The sequence below is a fragment of the Pelagibacterium sp. 26DY04 genome (genome assembly GCF_031202305.1).
Taxonomy (GTDB): Bacteria; Pseudomonadota; Alphaproteobacteria; order Rhizobiales; family Devosiaceae; genus Pelagibacterium.
Genome location: NZ_CP101731.1, coordinates 1,096,409 through 1,110,616 on the forward strand (window position 1 = coordinate 1,096,409; position 14,208 = coordinate 1,110,616).

Sequence of the window (14,208 nt, forward strand, 5' to 3'; positions counted from 1 at the left end):
GTAACCATAGGACTCAGTGAAATCCCGTAACGGCGGCTTACGCGTTACACTTGTCCCCCTGGGGCGTGTCCAGCAAAGTGGAAACCGTTTTGCGGTTCGGACACGCGACGGAATAAAGGCGTAGCGAGAGATGACGCAGGGGATATCCCATGGTTGTGGACACGCTGAACGATGAGGAAGGGCGGCTTGGCGCCCTTTATCGGCTTGGCCTGCTGCGGGCGTGGGATTTCGAGCCCCTTGAGCGCATCGCCCGGATTGCTCAGGCGGCAATCGACGTGCCCATGGTCACCATTTCCGTTCTCGATCGCGAGACAGAAACCGTGCTGGCCGCATGCGGCTGGTCATCCAAATCCGTTGCTCGAAGCAACTCCCTGGCCGCTTTGGCCATCGAGAGCCATGATCCGCTGGTCATCGCCGATGCCCTGGCCGATGTCCGCGCCGCCGGACGCTCCTCCGGCCTGGACGGTCGTTCGCGCGCTTATCTCGGCGTTCCGCTCGAAACGATCGATGGTTACAATATCGGCGCGCTCTCCATCATGGACACTCAGCCGCGGGAATTTAGCGACCACGAGCTGGCGATCGCCGTCAATCTTGCTCGGCTCGCCATGTCCCACCTGGTTTCGCACCAGCCCCAGGAGGTCGATTTCTTGACCGGCGCGCTGACCCGGCATCGCTTCCAGGCCGAAGTGGAGCGCGAATTCGTACGCGCCACCCGCTATGAACGTCCTGCCGCCCTGATGTTCCTCGATATCGACGGGTTCGGGGACGTCAACACCGCCCTGGGCGCGGAGATGGCCGAAGAAGTGCTCAAATCGGTAGCCAACCGCGCCGCCGAAAGCCTGCGCTCGGTGGATACCTTCGGTCGGATCGCGGGGGAGGAGTTCGGTATCCTCTTGCCCGAAACCCTCGCCTATGAAGCGAGCCAATGCGCGGAGCGGCTGCGCGAGGAAATCGAACGGCTCCGTTTCCGCCATTCCGGCGGCGTTCTGTCGGTAACCGCAAGTTTCGGCATCGCGCCGCTGGCGCCGGCACTGCGCTCCGCCGTCCAATGGTTCGCCCAGGCCGATATCGCCCTTTACGGATCCAAGCAGGCCGGGCGCAATTGCGTGACGTTTGCGCAGCCAGCCAAACCCGGCAGTTTCCCCGGCACCGCCGAACCGACCGAACGGGTAACCCCCCGTTTACATTAAAAGCACTCTTTGGTCCGGCTGGCCCGCCGCCCTGCGGGCTTCATGGTTTCGCCTCACCTGGCGTATAAATTTGAGGCTCAACCAAAGCCCGAGGGAGTGTGGCATGGGCGCAAAACCGGGCCGCAACGCCAAGGCTTACGTCCTGCGTCACAGGCGGGCCTTTACGCTCGCCGAACTGATCGCCGATGGCATTGTTCACGGGGTGGGGCTGGCCGTGGCCCTGGGCGCGGGATCTGCCCTTTTGACAATGGCGATCATGCACACCGCGCCCGATCAGGCTCTTGCCCTCTCGGTTTATGTCGGTTCCTTCGTCATCCTCCTCACCGCGTCCATGGCCTTCAACCTGTGCCCGACCGGTCCACTCAAGGCTTGGCTGGCCCGCATAGACCAGGCGGCGATCTTTCTGTTCATCGCCGGCACCTATACGCCGTTCTTGACAGCCCTTGGCGATGTGCCAATCGCCGACAGGCTGCTGATCTTCGTCTGGGGCGCCGCGCTGGTGGGCATGGCGCTCAAACTCCTCGTTCCCCAGCATTTTGGCCGTCTCGCCATCCCCTTTTATCTCGCCATCGGCTGGAGCGGGGTGGTCGCCTTCCACGCACTGGGCGCTGCGTTGCCGGTTACGGCGCTCTGGCTCATCGTCGCGGGCGGCATCGCTTATTCGGCCGGCATCGTGTTCCTGCTCTGGGAGCGGCTGCAATTCCAGAACGTGCTCTGGCATGCCTTCGTGGTGGTGGGTGCAACGCTGCACCTGATCGCCGTTTTCGAGGCGATGGTGCTCAGCCGGATGTAATCTTTATCGGGGCAGGGGAATAAACCGAAATCTCATCCGTTCGCTGGGTGTAAACGGCCAATGGCCAGCCACCCCACAGGAGGTTGAGATGAAAACCCGTCTTCTTTTGAGTGCTTCCCTACTTGCCGGCGTTTCGCTGTTGGCGCTGCCCGTGCAGGCCCAGTCGAGCTCCGACATTCGCCGCGCCTGCGAAAGCTTCGCAAGCAATCCCAGCCAGGGCAATGCACAGGCCCTGTTCGGCACCAATGCCAGGGCCGCCGACGATTTCTGCGATGATCGCGGCTTCGACGACGATTGGGATGATCGCGGCGATGACGACTGGGATGACCGCGATGACGATTGGGACGATCGCGATGATGATGACGACGACGATGATGATGATCGCGATGATGACTGGCGCGATGACGATGATGATGACGATGACCGGGATGATCGCGATGACGACGACGACGACGACGACGACGATGATGATGATGATGATGATGACGACGACGATGACGACGATGACGACGATGATGATGATGACGACGACGACGACGAGGATTGATCGTCGCTGATCACCGGGTCGGCCCTCCCGTCACAACGGGAGGGCCTTTTCGTATCCGGCTCTAGCAATTGGGGAATTGAACGAGACCGTGTCCGAACACCGGGTCGCGTCCCGGAGCGCCCAGATCGATGACGGTATCGATCAGATCGTCGGGGGCATCGGCCAGTGCAATGGCCGCCGTCACCAGTGGGGAGGCAAACGAGGTTCCCGATTGCGGCGTGCCGCCCTCCGGCGTTGCCGTCCATAGCTCCACGCCGGGCGCTGCAAAATCCACATGTTCGCCATGGACGGCCTGCCTGTAGACTTGCCATTCCACATCGATCGCGGTGACCCCGATCACCCCCTCCTGGGCTGCCGGAAATTGCGGCGGAGCGGCGGGGCCGCGATTGCCGACCGCCGCAACCACGGCGACGCCCTGCGCCATCAGCGCCTCGAGCGCTTCGGCAACCAAGGCATTCTCTTCGCCCGCCAGGCTCATGTTGAGCACGTCGATTTCGCGCTGTGACATGGCATCGATGGCGCGGATCACGTCGAAGGCATCGGCCGAAATGGCGCCGAACTCTCCCCGATGAAACGCTCCCGCCGCGATCAGTTCGGCCTGCGGCAACGGTCCGGGAGTCGCGCTGCCCGGCTGCCCGACCATCAGCGCGGCGACCGCGCTGCCGTGATCGGCCGGAGCCGGCTGGCGATCCGGCGAAAGCGCGGAGAAAACCTCGATCCGGCCGCCATCGAAATGGGCGAGCGAGTGATCGACCGGCGTGTCGATCATTCCGATGCGCGGCGCCGCTTCGCACATTCCGGTGCCGCTCCACCCCACCATCTCCAGCGCCGCGCAGCCATCCTCGGTGCAGGGCAGGGACTGCAGCGAGTAAAGCGTGTTTTCGACCGGCGCCGCTTCGGCGATGAGATTGTTCAGACTGGCGCGAGCCTCCTCGATCGGCATGTCTTCGGGCAGGCCCAGGCGGGTCACGCTGCGGGCTATCAATCCGACCTCACTGGTCGAAAGCACGGTGAACCCCAGCGCCTCGATCTCCTCGAACGATACGTCCTGCGGCAGGGAGATCAGGAATTCGGGATCCGGTTCCGGGCGGCTCGGCGGAGACGGGGGCGCGACCGGCACCACCGGGGCGGGGGGTGGGGCAGGGACCGGAGCCGGGGCGACGATCACGCGCCGGATGACGTCGTCATCGTCGTCATCGTCGTCATCGTCGCGGTCATCGTCATCGTCATCGTCATCGTCATCGTCATCGTCGTCGTCGTCGTCATCATCATCATCGTCATCATCGTCCTCCTGAGCCATGGCGGCGGAGATGAAGCCCGATCCGTTCCAGATGGCAGGCGCGAGGGGCTGGAGCCAGAAGAGCGAGAGGACAAGCAGCAGGAGAAAAAGGCGGGAAGACATTGAGCCTCACTTGCGAAAACGGATGTGCGGCGATAACGGCCCGCGCAGGCAATTATTCATGCGGATGTGAGAAAAGTGAACCGGCGATGGAATAAGTCCCGTTCCATTGCGTTTGCGCATCGATGAACCCAGGCGGGAGATATCCGTGTCGGCCGATATCGGCGATCAGATCGTTGCGATTCTGCCTCGGCTGCGCGCCTTTGCGCTTTCGCTCGCCCGCTCGCTGCCCGATGCGGACGACATGGTGCAGGCGGCATGCGAGCGGGCCTTGCGCGCCAGGGAGAGCTACACGCCCGGCACGCGGCTCGATGCGTGGATGATGCGCATCATCCACAATCTTTGGGTCGATACCTATCGCAAGCGCCGCCGCGAGGTTCTCCAGGACGTCAGCGACCCGGAAAACGACAAGCCAGGCGAGGATGGCAGAACCCTTGTCGAAAGCCGCTCCGAACTCTCGCGCACATGGGGGCTCATCGCCGCCATGCCCGAGGAGCAGCGCAGCGTCCTGACCCTGGTGTGCGTGGAGGGCCTGAGCTATCGCGATACGGCGGAAATTCTCGATATTCCCGTCGGAACAGTCATGAGCCGGCTGGCCCGGGCACGCATGCGATTGGCCGAGGACCTGGCCCGGCCTGGCGCCGTGGCCGCAAGAACGGCGGAAACAGGACGATGAAACCTCAAGAAGTGACCGATGAAATGCTGATGGCCTATGTCGATGGAGAGCTCGACGCCCAAACCGGTGCATCCGTCGCCGCCGCCATTGCCGCCGATCCGGCTCTCGCCGAACGCGCCGACCTGTTCCGCGCGAGTGCCGAAGCTGCACAGTCGGCCTTTGCCGATGTCCTTGCCGCCCCGCCGCCCGCCGGTCTCCTCGCGGCCGCACGGAAAGATGCTGCCCCCGCTGCCGTTATCGCTTTCCCGCGCCGCTCCTGGGTTCGGGCAGCGCTGCCGCTCGCCGCATGCCTGTTGCTGGCGATCGGCGCCGGAGGTGGCTATCTGTTCGGACGTTCGGTCGAGCCCGCCGACCCCTATGCCGCCCTTGCCTCGGCGATAGCGACAGCGCCCGCCGGAACGCCGACTTCGCTGGACGGCGGCGAGATGATGGTTCTCGGCTCTTATCCCATCGAAGAGGGCCTGTGCCGCAGCTTTGCGCTGGAGGGAGAAAACCCCTTGAGCGGCGTCGCCTGCGACAGAGGGGCAGGCTATGCGGTGGAAATGACCATCGCCGGCGCCTCGGGCGATGGCTTTGTCGCCGCCTCCGACCGTATCTCGGCCAGCATCGACGCCTACCTTGATTCCGTGGGCGCCGGCGCCCCGCTCACCCCCGATGAGGAGGCCGAGCGGTTCGGACGGCCTTAAGCGACCAGTCCCTTGGTCAGTTCCAGCGCCTGCTTTTCGAACAGCCGCCGGTAGATGCCGCCTTCGCGCCGGATGAGCGCTGTGTGATCGCCTTCCTCGACGATCTTGCCCTTGTCGAACACCAGGATCCGGTCGAGCGCGCGTACCGTCGACAGCCGGTGAGCGATTACCAGCGTCGTGCGCCCGGTCATCAACCGCTCGATCGCCTGCTGGATCAGCAACTCGCTCTCCGAATCCAGGCTCGAGGTCGCTTCGTCCAGGATCAGGATCGGCGCGTTGGCAAGGAACGCCCGTGCAATCGCCACGCGCTGGCGCTCCCCGCCCGAAAGCTTGACCCCGCGCTCGCCCACCAGCGTCTCGTACCCCTTGGGCAGCGTGACGATGAAGTCGTGAGCGTTGGCCATCTTCGCCGCCTCGATCACCTCGGCCCGGCTCGCATGAGGCCGCGCATAGGCGATGTTGTCCGCCAGCGTGCGGTGGAACAGGATCGGCTCCTGCTGCACGATGGCGATCTGGCTCCGAAGGCTCGACTGCGTGTGGTCGGCGATATTCTGCCCGTCGATCAGGATCCGGCCGCCATTGACGTCATGCAGGCGCTGGATGAGCTTGACGAACGTCGTCTTGCCCGATCCCGAATGCCCCACAAGCCCGACTTTCTCGCCCGAAGCGATATCGACCGAAAAGTCCTTGTAGAGCGGCGTCGTGTGGCCCCCATAACGGAAGGTGACGTTATCGAACGCGATCGCGCCATCTCCGATGCGGATGGGGTCGGCGCCGGGCTTGTCGGCAATGCCGTAGGCCTGCCCGTCCATCTCCACCAGCTCTTCCATGTCGTTGACCGAGCGCTGCAGGTTGCGGATATGCATGCCCACGTCCTGCAGATAGGCCTGGAGCACGAAGAACGAGGTCAGAACGAATGCGATATCGCCCGCGCTCGCCGCTCCCTGCTGCCAGAGGATCAGCCCCACGGCCAGAATGGCCGCGCGCAGCACCAGAAGCGTCGCCACCTGCACGGTGCCGTTGATGTTGCCCCGGTTCCATGTGCGGCTGGTGCGCGAGCGCCATTTGTTGACCACCCAGTCGAGCCGGGCTTCTTCGCGCGCTTCGGCGCCGAACGCCTTGACCACGGCATTGCAACTCACCGCGTCCGCTAGCGCGCCGCCGGTCCGCGTGTCCCAGCTATTGGAAAGCGTCGCGGCCGGGGCGACGAAAGTCACCGTCAGCACTGCCGTGAGCACGATATAGGCGAGCGAACCCAGCCCGATCACCAGCCCCATCAGCGGCCAGAACGCGGCCAGCAGCACGGTGGTGCCCACCAGCATCACGATCGAGGGCAGCATGGCCATCAGGATCGTGTCGTTGAACAGGTCGACCGCCCACATGCCGCGCGACATCTTGCGCACCGTCGAGCCGGCGAAGGTGTTGGCGTGCCAGTCGGTCGAGAACCGCTGCACCCGGAAGAATGATTCGCCCACGATCTCCTTCATCATCGAAAGCGTGAAGGTGATGATGCCGCGGAAAAAGAAGAACCGCAGGATCAGGGCGCCCAGCCCGAGCGCGAGCAGTATGGCAAATGCCGAAAGCGCGGAGGCGAGCGAGGCCTCGTCGCCGGTCGTGCCGCTGGCGACGGCATCGACGATCTGGCCGGCGTAATAGGGCGTCAGAACGTCGGCGAGGGTCGCCGCCACGATCAGCACGCTGATCAGCGTCAGCCGAACCGGCTGCCGGCGCCAATAGCGCCACACGAAGACGAAAACCGAGCGGAAGACATTGCTCCGCGAAAGCTTTTTTCTCGAAGTCATTGCGAATGCCAGGCGTTCGGGCGCACTGGTCCTTAAGGTGTGGCAACGGCCTCAGGCGTCCGTTGTCCGAATCATAAAAGGGAAAATAGGGCCGATATCGCCGGTGCGGGGACGTCGGCGGGTGCGGGGTTTCCCAGAGCGCTTCCAGCAAAAGCATGTCCCCGGCTTGGCCGGGGATGGAAACCGGTTTTGCGGTTCGGAAGCGCGAAAAACAAAGACTTAGCGCGGGAAATCCAGTGCACTACCCATGGAGGGCGCGATCAATGATGACAATGCAACGCCTCCGTGAGTTCGAGAGAAGGGACGAGCCTTATAGCGAAGAGATTTCGCTTCGCCAAGTCCTCCGATCACGAAAAAGTCACTCGAGCCTCGGTTACACCTTGGCCGGCGCCACGTCGGTCCGCTGTTCGGCCTCCACACTCGATGTGGGGCTCACCGATGCCTTGGCCAGTTCCCGCTCGCGCAGCCAGATATAGAGCCCCGATCCGATGACGATCGGGCCGCCCACGAACAGCCAGACGGTTGGCGGCTGGGAGAAGATCAGCCAGCTCGACAGCGTCATCCAGATGATCTGGCTGTAGGCGAACGGCGCCAGAACCGAGGCCGGGGCATAGCGATGCGCGATGATCGAAATCTGATGCCCGGTCATTGCCGCCGCGCCGACGCCCAGAAAGATCAGCCAGGCCACTGGCCCCTCCGGCCATGTCCAATTGGCCAGCGCGAAAGGCAGCAGGCACAGCGTGCCGACCAGCCCCGCATAAAGCTGAAGGCTGTTGGTGGTTTCGGTTGCCGTCAGCTTGCGCGTGAGGATGAAGTAGAACCCGGCCGAAACGATGCTGCCCAGCGAGAGGAACACGGCCCAGTGGAAATCGGCGCCCCATGGCTGCACGATGATCAGGATGCCCAAAAACCCGATGACGATGGCCAGCCAGCGCCGCCAGCCCACCTGCTCGCCCAGGAACGGCACCGAAAGCGCGGTGATCAGCAGCGGCATGCCGAACATGATCGATGAGGTTACGGTGAGGGGCAGGTAGAGCACGGCAAAGAAGTTGAACGCCGTCATCCCGAGCAGGCCGAACCCGCGCAATATCTGCAGGACCGGACGGCCCGTACGAAAGCTCGCGAGCCCGAACCGGGGCAGCAGCAATCCGGCCATGAAGGCAAATTGCAGCGCATAGCGCCCGAACGCCACCTGCGCCGGCGGCATCCCCGACACCGCCATCCATTTGGCGCAGGTGTCGCAGATGGCGAAAAAGACATAGGTGGTCAGTACCAGCCCAATGGCGAAAAGGCGGCGATCCTGGTGCCCGGTGGCCGGACTGGACATGGTGGGGCTTTCGAAACGAGAGAATGCCGCTCCGCCAATAGGGGAGCGGCGCTAAAGATTGGTTTATTCGGGCAGGATGCGCACCGCGCCGCGGTCGGCGCTGGAGGCAAAGGCGGCATAGGCCTTGAGTGCGGTGGTCACCTTGCGCTTGCGCGGGGCTGCCGGCTTCCAGGCCGCTTCGCCCTTGGCCTCCACGGCGGCGCGGCGGCGCGCCATCTCGGCGTCCGGGACCAGGAGGTTGATGGTGCGATTGGGGATGTCGATCTCGATCGTATCGCCCTGTTCCACCAGCCCGATTGCCCCGCCATTGGCCGCTTCGGGCGAAACATGCCCGATCGACAGGCCCGAGGTGCCGCCCGAGAAGCGCCCGTCGGTCAGAAGTGCGCAGGCTTTGCCCAGCCCCTTGGATTTGAGGTAGCTGGTGGGATAGAGCATCTCCTGCATGCCCGGTCCGCCCTTGGGGCCTTCATAGCGGATGACGACCACGTCGCCTTCCTTGACCTTGCCGGTCAAAATGCCCGAAACCGCATCGTCCTGGCTTTCATAGACCACGGCCTTGCCGGTGAATTTGAGGATCGAGTCATCGACCCCGGCGGTCTTCACCACGCACCCGTCGATGGCGATATTGCCCTTGAGCACCGCCAGCCCGCCATCCTTGGAAAAGGCGTGTTCGGCCGAGCGGATGACCCCTTCCTTGCGGTCGAGATCGAGTTCAGTCCAGCGGTTCTGGGTCGAAAACGCTTCCGTGGTGCGCACGCCGCCCGGTGCGGCCATGTAGAACTGGCGCACGCTTTCCGAATTGGTGCGCGAGATGTCCCAGCGGTCCAGCGCATCGCCGATGGTGGCGCTGTGAACGGTGGGCAGTTCGCGGTGCAGCAGGTTGGCGCGGTCGAGCTGGCCGAGGATGCTCATGATGCCGCCGGCGCGGTGGACGTCTTCCATGTGCACGTCCTGCTTGGCCGGCGCGACCTTGCAGAGTACCGGAACCCTGCGGGAAAGCCGGTCGATATCGTCCATGGTGAAATCGACATCGCCTTCATAGGCGGCGGCGAGGATGTGCAGAACTGTATTGGTCGAACCGCCCATGGCGATGTCGAGCGCCATCGCGTTTTCGAACGCTTCCTTGGTGACGATCGAGCGCGGCAAAACGCTTTCGTCGTCCTGCTCGTAATAGCGGCGGGCCAGGTCGACGATCAGGTGGCCGGCTTCGAGGAACAGGCGCTTGCGGTCGGCATGGGTGGCGAGGGTGGAGCCGTTCCCCGGCAGGGAAAGTCCCAGCGCTTCGGTTAGGCAGTTCATGGAATTTGCGGTGAACATGCCCGAGCACGACCCGCAGGTGGGGCAGGCGGCTTCCTCAATGGCCTGGACTTCTGCGTCCGTATAGCTGTCGTCGGCGGCGACCACCATGGCGTCGACGAGGTCGAGCGCCTGCAGCTTGTCGCGATGGACCACCTTGCCCGCTTCCATCGGTCCGCCCGAGACGAACACCACGGGAATGTTGAGCCGCATGGCGGCGTTGAGCATGCCCGGCGTGATCTTGTCGCAGTTCGAAATGCAGACCATGGCGTCGGCGCAGTGCGCGTTGACCATGTATTCGACGCTATCGGCGATGACTTCGCGGCTGGGCAGGGAATAGAGCATCCCGTCATGGCCCATGGCGATGCCGTCATCGACGGCTATCGTGTTGAATTCCTTGGCAACGCCACCGGCCCGCTCGATCTCGCGCGCCACCATCTGCCCCAGGTCTTTAAGGTGCACGTGTCCCGGCACGAACTGGGTGAAGGAGTTGACAACGGCAATGATCGGCTTGCCGAAGTCGCCGTCCTTCATGCCGGTCGCGCGCCAGAGGCCGCGGGCACCGGCCATGTTGCGGCCGTGGGTAGTGGTTCTCGAACGATATGCGGGCATGAGGTCACCTGTCGGCGAAAGTCATTGAAATCCGGGCCGTTTCGCTCGGCCGGTGGATGCGCTCCTTGCCGCTCCATAGCGGTGGGGCATCCTCGTTTCCCTATGTCTACGCCTCCTGTCGCCCGATGTAAACACAAACCGTAACGCCCGGTACGGTTGTGGCCTGCGGCAGATCTCCATTCATTGCGAGCGAGGGATGGGTGTGTTATCTTGTGTACATATCGATACAGGAGCTTTCATGTCAGCCAGCACCACAATGACAATTCGGGTTCGGCCCGACGTCAAGGAAAAGCTCGACCGGATCGCAGCCGACACACAGCGCAGCAGATCGTTTCTGGCTGGTGAGGCCGTCGCAGCCTATGTGGATCGCGAGCTTGAGATTATCGACGGGATCAAACGCGGCATGGATGATGCTGCGGCCGGCCGGGTGATCCCCCATGCGCAGGCTGTTGAGGGGATGCGTGAGGTTATCGAGGACGCAAAGCGCAGGAAAGCTGCGCGCGAATGAGGCCAGTTGTCTGGTCGATCGAGGCGCTGAAGGATAACCTCGAAATCTTGCGCTATATCGCCGAGGACAATCCACTTGCCGCCGAACGAGTGGTGGATGCGATCGAAGACGCCGGAAACAAGCTCGGTGACTTTGCGACCGGGAGGCCGGGGCGGGTGAGCGGAACCTATGAAAAATCCCTCGACCGTCTTCCCTTTATCATCGCCTATGAACTGCGGAATATGGCGGCTAGGGAAACCATCGTGATCGTCCGCGTCATTCACACCTCTCGCGATTGGCCCGCCGACGACTGGCCTGTGCAGCCATAGGCATCACATACGCATTAGGAGCATTCCGCGCGACTCGGATAAAGCGGAATGCTCTATCTTTTAAGTGGGGCGGAGGTCTTCATGTCTTGGCTAACGGCACTCCTGGTACTGGTTGCGGTTATCGTCGTCGCAATCGGGGGCGGGATTCTTTGGTGGAACATTCGGGTCAAAACGCGGACCCCGCAATTCGGGACGACGCCGGCCATCCCCGAACCGCAGCCCCAGGGCGCCATTCCCATGCTCAAGATGCCCACGGCGCGTGGCTGGCAGCATGGGGCTAAGCCCGAGGTGGCCACGGGCCTCAAGGTTGCGGCCTTTGCCGAAAACCTCAAGCATCCGCGCTGGATCTACGTTCTGCCCAATGGCGACGTGCTGGTGGCCGAGTCCGCGACGATCCCGCGCAAGGTGCGGGGCTTTATGGATTACGCCACCAACCGCACCATGAAGCGGGCCGGGGCCACTTACCCCAGCGCCAACCAGATCACCCTCCTGCGCGATGCGGATGGGGACGGGATTCCCGAAGTGCGGGAAATCTTCCTCTCTGGCCTTCACCAGCCCTTCGGCATGGCGCTTGTCGGCTCGACGCTCTATGTCGGCAATTCCGATAGCGTCGTGGCGTTCCCCTATGAAGAGGGGCAGACCAGCATCACCGCCAAGGGCCGGACCATCTTTACGATGAAGGATGGCGGCCACTGGACGCGCAACCTCATCGCCAGCGCCGATGGCAGCAAGCTCTATGTCGCGATTGGCTCGCTCTCCAATATCGCCGACGAGGGGTTCGAGGCCGAGGAAGGGCGGGCCTGCATCGTCGAGATCGATCTTGAAACCGAGCAGAACCGGGAGTTTGCCGGTGGCCTGCGCAACCCGGTCGGCATGGCCTGGCATGATGGGAAGCTCTGGACCGTCGTCAATGAACGCGACGGGCTGGGGGACGAAACGCCGCCCGATTACCTGACTTCGGTGCGCGACGGGGGATTTTACGGATGGCCCTATGCCTATTGGGGCGACATCGTGGACGACCGCGTGCAGCCCCAGCGCGCCGATCTCGTCGAAAAAACCATCGCGCCCGACTATGCGCTGGGCGGCCACACGGCATCGCTTGGCCTGTGCTGGCTCGATGCAGGCCGCTTGCCGGGGCTGCCCGCCGGCATGGTGATCGGCCAGCACGGATCGTGGAACCGGTCCAAGCTCTCGGGCTACAAGGTGATCCTCGTCCCGTTCCAGGAGGGGCGCCCGGCCGGTGATCCGATCGATGTTCTGACCGGTTTCCTCTCCGCGGACGAAAAATACTCCAATGGCCGCCCGGTGGGCGTCACCATCTCCGGTGACGGTGCGCTTCTGGTTGCCGACGACGTCGGACATGTCGTCTGGCGCGTCACGCCGGCATAGCGGGAACCAAGCTCAACCACCATCGTTCCCGACCGATGAACGAGACGAGGTGGTCATGAAAGACTGGTGGAAGGATGCCGTTTTCTATGCGGTGGATGTGGAGCGGTTCTGCGATGGCAATGGAGACGGCATCGGCGACTTTCCGGGGCTGACCGAAAAGCTCCCCTATCTGGGGGAGCTTGGTGTCACCTGCCTTTGGCTCCTCCCCTTCTATCCCTCCACCAATCGCGACAACGGCTACGACGTCACCGACTATTTCTCCATCGACCCTCGCTACGGCAGTTTTGACGACTTCATCGCCTTTATACGCGCGGCTGGAGAGCAGGGGATAAGAGTCATCACCGACCTGGTGGTTCAGCACACCTCCATCGAGCATCCCTGGTTCCGGTCGGCGCGGCACGACAAGCAGTCCCCGTTCCGCAACTATTACATCTGGACCGATCATCCGCCCGCCACCCCGCCTGGACGCGGCCCGATGTTTCCGGGCACCGAAACAGGGGTGTGGACCTACGACGAGATCGGCGGGGCCTATTACCATCACCGGTTCTACGATTTTCAGCCCGGCCTCAACCACGAGAACCCGGCGGTCCGCGACGAGGTCGAAAGGATCATCGATTTCTGGTGCAGCTTCGGGATCTCGGGTTTCCGCATCGATGCCGCATCGCACCTGATCGAGCGGCCGCTCGATACCGAGAACCAGATCGATCCCACCCATGCCACGCTGCGGCACATCTACAAGCACACCACCGAGCGCAAGCCCGATGTCGTCCTGATGGGCGAAGTCGATGAAGATCCGGGACAATTGGCGTCCTTCTTCGACGGCGAGCAATTGAACATGATGTTCAATTTCTATCTCGACAACTATCTGCTGCTTGCCCTGGCGCGTGAGGATGCGCGGCCGGTCAGCCACGCCATAAATTCCCTGCCGCGCCCGCCGGCCAATGGGCAATGGGCCAATTTCCTGCGCAATCTCGACGAAGCCGATCTCGAGCGGCTCGAAGACGAGGAAATGGAGGATGTCCTGGCCCGGTTCGCGCCGCAGATGGCGATGCGCATTTATGGCCGGGGCATCAGGCGGCGCCTGGCGCCGATGTTCAAGGGCAATGTTGACCGGTTGAAAATGGCATATTCGCTATTGTTCTCGATGCCTGGGGTGCCGGTCATCCCCTATGGCGACGAGATCGGCATGGGCGACGATCTCGAGCTGCCCGAGCGCGAGGCGGTGCGGACCGCGATGCAGTGGTCGAGCGGCAAGAATGGCGGGTTCTCCTCGGCCGCTCCGAGCAAGCTCGGCGTCAGGACAATTGCGGATGGACCTTATGGCTACGGCAAGGTGAACGTCGAGGCTCAGCGGCAGGATTCCAAATCATTGCTCAACCACATTAAACGCTTGGCTCAACTGCGCGTTCAATACCGTGAATTGGGGTCTGAACGCTGTGAGTTCATCGACACCGGAACAAATGCGGTTCTGGCCCATCGTTATGGGGCCGCACAGAGCGGAATCCTGATGCTGCACAACCTCTCGGGCAACGTGCAAGCCCTTGATATCGCTCTCGATACCGCGCGCTATGGCCACGCCGAAGTGGTGCTGGGTGAGGGCGTGTTCAACCTCGAGGCAGGCCGCCTCGAGATTGAACTTGAACCCTACGGTATTCGCTGGATAGCCGCCGGTTAG

General features: G+C 63.0%; 13 protein-coding genes. 9 read left to right on the plus strand and 4 right to left on the minus strand.

Annotated elements, in window-relative coordinates:
- The first annotated feature begins 149 nt into the window (after nt 1-149).
- From NO932_RS05210 to NO932_RS05220, 3 genes are all read left to right on the plus strand, one after another.
- Nucleotides 150-1,190: a sensor domain-containing diguanylate cyclase gene (locus NO932_RS05210; RefSeq protein ID WP_309210037.1), complete on the plus strand. Its 1,041-nt coding sequence runs from the start codon at nt 150-152 to the stop codon at nt 1,188-1,190.
- 103 nt (nt 1,191-1,293) lie between these two features.
- Nucleotides 1,294-1,983, plus strand: a complete 690-nt coding sequence (locus NO932_RS05215; RefSeq protein WP_309162155.1) for a hemolysin III family protein — start codon at nt 1,294-1,296, stop codon at nt 1,981-1,983.
- A gap of 88 nt (nt 1,984-2,071) precedes the next feature.
- Nucleotides 2,072-2,530 (plus strand): hypothetical protein, encoded by a 459-nt coding sequence (locus NO932_RS05220; RefSeq protein WP_309210038.1) that lies wholly within the window; start codon nt 2,072-2,074, stop codon nt 2,528-2,530.
- A 61-nt stretch (nt 2,531-2,591) separates the two neighbouring features.
- On the opposite strand, the gene NO932_RS05225 is transcribed toward NO932_RS05220, so the two are convergent.
- A complete protein-coding gene (locus NO932_RS05225) occupies nt 2,592-3,932 on the minus strand; it encodes a S8 family serine peptidase (RefSeq protein ID WP_309210039.1) in 1,341 nt (446 codons plus the stop codon).
- Between the two features lie 145 nt (nt 3,933-4,077).
- On the opposite strand from NO932_RS05225, the gene NO932_RS05230 reads away from it, so the two are divergent.
- Complete coding sequence (locus tag NO932_RS05230) at nt 4,078-4,605, plus strand: RNA polymerase sigma factor (RefSeq protein ID WP_309210040.1); 528 nt, start codon at nt 4,078-4,080, stop codon at nt 4,603-4,605.
- Nucleotides 4,602-5,291 (plus strand): hypothetical protein, encoded by a 690-nt coding sequence (locus NO932_RS05235; RefSeq protein ID WP_309210041.1) that lies wholly within the window; start codon nt 4,602-4,604, stop codon nt 5,289-5,291. Before NO932_RS05230 ends, NO932_RS05235 begins: the two co-directional genes overlap by 4 nt.
- On the opposite strand, the gene NO932_RS05240 is transcribed toward NO932_RS05235, so the two are convergent.
- From NO932_RS05240 to ilvD, 3 genes are all read right to left on the minus strand, one after another.
- A complete protein-coding gene (locus NO932_RS05240; protein ID WP_309210042.1) occupies nt 5,288-7,093 on the minus strand; it encodes an ABC transporter ATP-binding protein in 1,806 nt (601 codons plus the stop codon). The two genes, NO932_RS05235 and NO932_RS05240, sit on opposite strands and share 4 nt — an antisense overlap.
- 373 nt (nt 7,094-7,466) lie before the next feature.
- Nucleotides 7,467-8,420: a DMT family transporter gene (locus NO932_RS05245; protein ID WP_309210043.1), complete on the minus strand. Its 954-nt coding sequence runs from the start codon at nt 8,418-8,420 to the stop codon at nt 7,467-7,469.
- A 63-nt stretch (nt 8,421-8,483) separates the two neighbouring features.
- Nucleotides 8,484-10,328, minus strand: coding sequence for a dihydroxy-acid dehydratase (ilvD, locus tag NO932_RS05250; protein ID WP_309210044.1), 1,845 nt, complete (start codon nt 10,326-10,328; stop codon nt 8,484-8,486).
- A gap of 238 nt (nt 10,329-10,566) precedes the next feature.
- Between ilvD and NO932_RS05255 the strand changes: the two genes are divergently transcribed.
- From NO932_RS05255 to NO932_RS05270, 4 genes are all read left to right on the plus strand, one after another.
- Nucleotides 10,567-10,836 carry a CopG family ribbon-helix-helix protein gene (locus NO932_RS05255; protein ID WP_309210045.1) on the plus strand — a complete coding sequence of 90 codons (270 nt, stop codon included), beginning with the start codon at nt 10,567-10,569 and terminating at the stop codon, nt 10,834-10,836.
- Nucleotides 10,833-11,144 carry a type II toxin-antitoxin system RelE/ParE family toxin gene (locus NO932_RS05260; protein WP_309210046.1) on the plus strand — a complete coding sequence of 104 codons (312 nt, stop codon included), beginning with the start codon at nt 10,833-10,835 and terminating at the stop codon, nt 11,142-11,144. Before NO932_RS05255 ends, NO932_RS05260 begins: the two co-directional genes overlap by 4 nt.
- 81 nt (nt 11,145-11,225) lie before the next feature.
- Nucleotides 11,226-12,533 (plus strand): sorbosone dehydrogenase family protein, encoded by a 1,308-nt coding sequence (locus NO932_RS05265; protein ID WP_309210047.1) that lies wholly within the window; start codon nt 11,226-11,228, stop codon nt 12,531-12,533.
- A 55-nt stretch (nt 12,534-12,588) separates the two neighbouring features.
- Nucleotides 12,589-14,208 (plus strand): alpha-amylase family protein, encoded by a 1,620-nt coding sequence (locus tag NO932_RS05270; RefSeq protein ID WP_309210048.1) that lies wholly within the window; start codon nt 12,589-12,591, stop codon nt 14,206-14,208.

Coding starts and splice junctions, on each gene's coding strand:
- NO932_RS05210 (WP_309210037.1), top strand. CDS start 150: ATGGTTGTGGACACGCTGAACGATGAGGAAGGGCGGCTTGGCGCCCTT.
- NO932_RS05215 (WP_309162155.1), top strand. CDS start 1,294: ATGGGCGCAAAACCGGGCCGCAACGCCAAGGCTTACGTCCTGCGTCAC.
- NO932_RS05220 (WP_309210038.1), top strand. CDS start 2,072: ATGAAAACCCGTCTTCTTTTGAGTGCTTCCCTACTTGCCGGCGTTTCG.
- NO932_RS05225 (WP_309210039.1), bottom strand. CDS start 3,932: ATGTCTTCCCGCCTTTTTCTCCTGCTGCTTGTCCTCTCGCTCTTCTGG.
- NO932_RS05235 (WP_309210041.1), top strand. CDS start 4,602: ATGAAACCTCAAGAAGTGACCGATGAAATGCTGATGGCCTATGTCGAT.
- NO932_RS05240 (WP_309210042.1), bottom strand. CDS start 7,093: ATGACTTCGAGAAAAAAGCTTTCGCGGAGCAATGTCTTCCGCTCGGTT.
- NO932_RS05245 (WP_309210043.1), bottom strand. CDS start 8,420: ATGTCCAGTCCGGCCACCGGGCACCAGGATCGCCGCCTTTTCGCCATT.
- ilvD (WP_309210044.1), bottom strand. CDS start 10,328: ATGCCCGCATATCGTTCGAGAACCACTACCCACGGCCGCAACATGGCC.
- NO932_RS05255 (WP_309210045.1), top strand. CDS start 10,567: ATGTCAGCCAGCACCACAATGACAATTCGGGTTCGGCCCGACGTCAAG.
- NO932_RS05260 (WP_309210046.1), top strand. CDS start 10,833: ATGAGGCCAGTTGTCTGGTCGATCGAGGCGCTGAAGGATAACCTCGAA.
- NO932_RS05265 (WP_309210047.1), top strand. CDS start 11,226: ATGTCTTGGCTAACGGCACTCCTGGTACTGGTTGCGGTTATCGTCGTC.
- NO932_RS05270 (WP_309210048.1), top strand. CDS start 12,589: ATGAAAGACTGGTGGAAGGATGCCGTTTTCTATGCGGTGGATGTGGAG.